The organism is Synechococcus sp. H55.2 (assembly GCF_047462495.1).
Taxonomy (GTDB): Bacteria; Cyanobacteriota; Cyanobacteriia; order Thermostichales; family Thermostichaceae; genus Thermostichus.
This window is the reverse complement of sequence record NZ_JANSJH010000031.1, coordinates 1-4,324: the sequence shown is the minus strand read 5'-3', so window position 1 is coordinate 4,324 and position 4,324 is coordinate 1. Positions and strand designations below refer to the sequence as shown.

Genomic DNA, 4,324 nt, shown 5'->3' with positions numbered 1-4,324 from the left:
TGCTCATGGTCATGCTCGTGCCCATGCTCAGTGTCGTGAGCCTCCTCCTGGGGCAGAGAGCTGGACTGAAACAGATCTGTATCCAGGATCAGCTCCAGGGGTACTGCGCTGTTGACCGTGCGCAAAATGCGGGCATCTTCCTTGATCTCGCGGATGCGTTTTTCCAGGCGCTCGATTTCCGTCGGCTCGACCAAGTCCGTTTTGTTGAGGAGAATCACATCCCCATAGGCAATTTGGCTGTAGGCCACGTCGCTGTTGAACAGGTCGGGGGCGAAGTTGGTGGCGTCTACCAAGGTGATGATCGAGTCCAGCCGCGTCAGATCCCGCAACTCTGGCCCCAAAAAGGTGAGGGCAACCGGCAAGGGATCCGCCAATCCTGTGGTCTCCACCACCAGGTAGTCGATTTTGGCGGAGCGTTCCATCAGGCGCAGCACGCTCTCGGCGATGTCATCCCGGATGGTGCAGCAGATGCAGCCGTTGTTCAGCTCCACCAGGTCTTCTTCGCTGGAGACGATCAGCTCGCCGTCGATGCCGATCTCGCCGAATTCGTTGACCAGCACCGCCGTGCGCATCCCTTTTTGGTTGCTGAGAATGTGGTTGAGCAGGGTGGTTTTCCCACTGCCCAAAAAACCCGTGATGATGGTGACAGGTAAGCCTCGCTTGGGCACTTCGATGGTTGCGGTCATAGAGGGGCAGCGATCTAGATAAAGGGAACTCTTCCACTCTATCCTCATTGCCCTCGTCCCGTGAGACCGGGTGCCCCCCTCAGCTTGGCTTGTCGAGATGGCTATCTGTCCTGGGCGATTTCCACTCGGTTGCCCGGCTCCAGGCTGACGCGGAACTGTCGCGCGCCTGTCGGCAAGGGATCCGGCGGCAACTCCGGCAGGTCGGCAAAAGGAGTTGCGGCGCGGCGCTGCCGGGCCAGCTCATTCTCCGGCTCGGCAGCCAACAGGGATCCCGTCCCATCCACGGTTATCCAATAGACCAGGCTCTCCTGCAAATCAGGGGGAGACTGCCATTGCTCTGCCAGAGTGTCTCGCAGACGGAGAAGGGGAGCCGGCCCTGTTGAGTCAAGTTCTGGGGCAGTTGTGGCCAAAGGCTGCGGTTGACCCGACACCGCAGGGGTGGTGAGCTGCTCCTGCACCGAGTTGGCAGCCGTAGGATCCCTGGGTGGGCGGCTGGCCCAGATCCCGACACCGGCCACGAGAGCGATCCCTCCCACCAGCAGGGCGGCGATCCCGGTGGGCTGTCGATACCAAGCCCGCCTCACCGGAGTTCCCAGACTGGCCAGTTGGGGAATGTCATCGGCCACTTGGGAAAGGTTCTCCAGCAGGTCGTACAACTGGGTCATCGACAGATCCACCTGAGCGATGCGATCCTCCCCTTGGCGCACCGTGAGGCGATGAAAAATAAAATCCAGCGGACGGATGGCCACAGTACCGCTGAAGGTTCCCTTGGGTTCTCCGCTCAGATGGGATCCGACGTAGCGGTCGATCACCGTGATCAAATCGTTGAGCCAAACACTGTCCCCCTGCAGAGTTTTGCTGGTCTCCCCCTGGCGAATTTCCAACTGACACTCGAAGTTCTGCTGGATGGCTCGCAGGAGCGGCGTTGAGGAACCCCCCGCAGCTTCGGGCAGGCTGGGCGCTTCTCCCCGCACCGTGAGGGTCGAGGTGGGCTGTTGATAGGTATGGCTGAGAAGGGTGAGACTGGGCATGGCAACCGAAACAACACAGACTAAGGATCCCAGGAGAAGGAGTCTATTTCAGGAAGAGGGCAAAGCATCCGATCCGGAGCTATGGGCTACCTCCCCTTCTTCTAGGTCACTGCCGGCGGGCAACTCCATCTCAGGACGGCTGAGCAAGGCTTTCCACAGGCGCTGTGCCCCTCTGGGGCTGCTGTAGAACATCAGCTCGATCAAGATGCGCAGGGCCAGCTCGGCAAGGCTGTTCTCGTCGCGCACATCCCCATCCACCATGCGGCTGCGATAGTGAGAGAGAAATTCATCTAGGTAGTCTCCCACCAGCGGCTGACGGAAAGGGCTGAGCTCCTGCTCGACAGCAGCTTCCAGTTGTTCCAAGGTGCTGCGGATACGGGCCTGTTGCTGAGCAGCCAGATGGGCAATCACCATCACCAGGGCGCGGGCCTCTTCGATATCGACTCTCTTGCGCCCACCGCTGCTGCGGCGCAGAGGGTTAGCGTTGCGCAGGCGCCAGAGGGCTACCCGATCGCCAATCTGATCTTCCAAGTCTAGAGCTTTGGCTGCAGCCAGAACCGCCTCAGAACTTTCTCCGCTCAGGGATTCCAGCCCCAGTAGCAACAAATCCAACTGGGCTTTGATGGTACCGGTAGCTGTGGTAAGGCCGGCGGGCTGAGGGTCTAGCTGAGTCTGTTTAGATTCCACCGTCACGCTGTCAAGGGGAGCTTTTGGTTTCAACGAAACTCTATGATCTCCTGTTCGAGCCAAACCTGCAACCGGATCCCTCCTGTGCTTGAGGGAGCAAGACCTTCTGACCCTTGCTCTGGCCGAAGGCTTGGATAAGGACATCTGGCAGGCGCTGGCCATTGTCCTGCTCATTCTCGCTTCTGAAGAGTTCCCCAACCAGGTTAGAAGTCAGACCGAGTTGTTCTGGGTCAGTTGTTATTTTTGCAACGAACCCATCTTTCCAGCCTGTTGGCCCTCAAGAAAAGGAGAGTGGCAAGACGGCGCTGTTGGCCCAGAATGGTGGTGTATGATTGGAGTCTGTAGCGGCTGGGAAGAGAGAGGGATCCGCATTTTGCGGCTTGATTGCCTGGCTGTCTCTGGGCTGCCCTTTCTGACCGCCTCAGCGCCGGGCGTACCCACAGATGAGCATGAGCGCTCCTGCTGCCCAACCCAACCCTGTCCACTGGGTCTTGATCTTCACCGATCAGATGGGTCGGCGCGGCGTTGTCTTGGACAAGATTTACTACTCGGTGGGCCGGGCAGCCAGCAACCACATCCGCCTCTGCGACCCTTGTGTTTCGCGAGAGCATGCCCTGATTATCCGCATTCCGGAAGAGAACCGGGCCGGATACGGCTACATGATCTTCGACGGCAGCTCGGCATCCCGCCGCAGCACCAATGGTTTGTTTGTCAATGGGAAACGGGTTTTGTCCCATCGCCTTGAGCTTTTGGATAAGATAGGCTTCGGCCCGAATGTGACGGCAATTGTGGAGAGCACCGACCGCCTCAGCCCGGAGACGCTAGCGGCTCTCTTGAGGCCGCCGACCCTCGGCGACAATGTAGCCCTGGCCGGATCCCAGAGAGCAACCTCGAAAGAGACGCCCAGAGAGAACGACGACTTCACCGCCGCTTGATGGGGTGAATGATTCTCAACCCAGCCCCCTGCCGAGTTTTGGGTTCCTGTGCCTCCCATGCCCCCTGCCCTGAGCGGCTACTGGCAAAATGGCTTCGACCTGGCAGCCCATCTGGGATCCTTCCTGGGCCTTGAGGCTGGTGAGCTGCGGGAGAAGCTGCGGCTGGGGCAGCAACAGTTGGCAGAGCTGGGCCGGCGCGACTTCGGCTGGGATCAGGCAGACGCCTTTTACCGGGATCGGGTGGGATCCGCCTATTTGCTGGACTTGGCCGCTTGGCACCTGAGCAGCACCGACTACATCGGCAATACCCTGCGCCTGGTGGCCGACCATGCCCGCGGTCTGGTGCTGGATTTTGGCGGTGGCATTGGCACCCACGCCATTGGGGCGGCTCTCTGCCCGGCGGTGGAGCAGGTGATTTTCTGGGATATCAACCCCATCCATCGGCAGTTTGTGCAACTGCGGGCGGAAAAGTTGGGCCTAGGCGAACGGATCCACTGCCCGGAAACCTTCCCGCAAGGGATCCCCTTTGACACCGTCATCTGCTTCGATGTACTAGAGCATTTGCCGGATCCGGCAGCGCAGTTGCGTCAGTTTTACGCCTGGCTTAAGCCGGAAGGCAAATTGTTGATCAACTGGTACTTTTTCAAGGGGTTTAATGGTGAATTTCCTTTTCACCTGGACGATCCGCAAAAAGTCGAGCAATTCTTTCAGGTGTTGCAAAGCCATTTCTTAGAAGTGTTTCATCCCTATCTCATCACCGCCCGCTGCTACCGTAAGTGGAACAAAAGCTGAGGGGAGCGGCAACTGGGATCGCAAATCCAATCGCCCAAGCAGGACGGAGTCTCTGCAGTATGGTCATTCCAAATAGCAATGAAATGCTTCGTTACTGTCGTGATTGCTACGAACGCTGCCGCGAACGCGCCCCTCTAACTCCCCTCTCCCTCAGGGAGAGGGGCTGGGGGTGAGGGCCTCAGGGAGAGGGGCT

General features: G+C 59.1%; 5 protein-coding genes. 2 read left to right on the top strand and 3 right to left on the bottom strand.

The window, feature by feature from the left end:
* The 3 genes from NW844_RS05625 to NW844_RS05615 all read right to left on the bottom strand — a co-directional run.
* Nucleotides 1–686 (bottom strand): CobW family GTP-binding protein (locus tag NW844_RS05625; protein WP_414334203.1); only part of this gene is annotated, 686 nt, incomplete at its 3' end.
* A 101-nt stretch (nt 687–787) separates the two neighbouring features.
* Entirely contained in the window at nt 788–1,717 is a 930-nt protein-coding gene (locus NW844_RS05620) for a DUF4335 domain-containing protein (protein ID WP_414334201.1), read from the bottom strand.
* Between the two features lie 48 nt (nt 1,718–1,765).
* On the bottom strand, nt 1,766–2,437 hold the full coding sequence (locus NW844_RS05615) for a DUF3038 domain-containing protein (RefSeq protein ID WP_414334199.1): 672 nt from the start codon (nt 2,435–2,437) through the stop codon (nt 1,766–1,768).
* 410 nt (nt 2,438–2,847) lie between these two features.
* Between NW844_RS05615 and NW844_RS05610 the strand changes: the two genes are divergently transcribed.
* Nucleotides 2,848–3,339 carry an FHA domain-containing protein gene (locus NW844_RS05610; protein WP_414334197.1) on the top strand — a complete coding sequence of 164 codons (492 nt, stop codon included), beginning with the start codon at nt 2,848–2,850 and terminating at the stop codon, nt 3,337–3,339.
* A 48-nt stretch (nt 3,340–3,387) separates the two neighbouring features.
* On the top strand, nt 3,388–4,131 hold the full coding sequence (locus NW844_RS05605) for a class I SAM-dependent methyltransferase (RefSeq protein ID WP_414334195.1): 744 nt from the start codon (nt 3,388–3,390) through the stop codon (nt 4,129–4,131).
* The last annotated feature ends 193 nt before the right edge of the window (nt 4,132–4,324 follow it).

Excerpts from the sequence above, each read along its gene's own strand:
- NW844_RS05620 (WP_414334201.1), bottom strand. The coding sequence starts at position 1,717 with ATGCCCAGTCTCACCCTTCTCAGCCATACCTATCAACAGCCCACCTCG.
- NW844_RS05610 (WP_414334197.1), top strand. The coding sequence starts at position 2,848 with ATGAGCATGAGCGCTCCTGCTGCCCAACCCAACCCTGTCCACTGGGTC.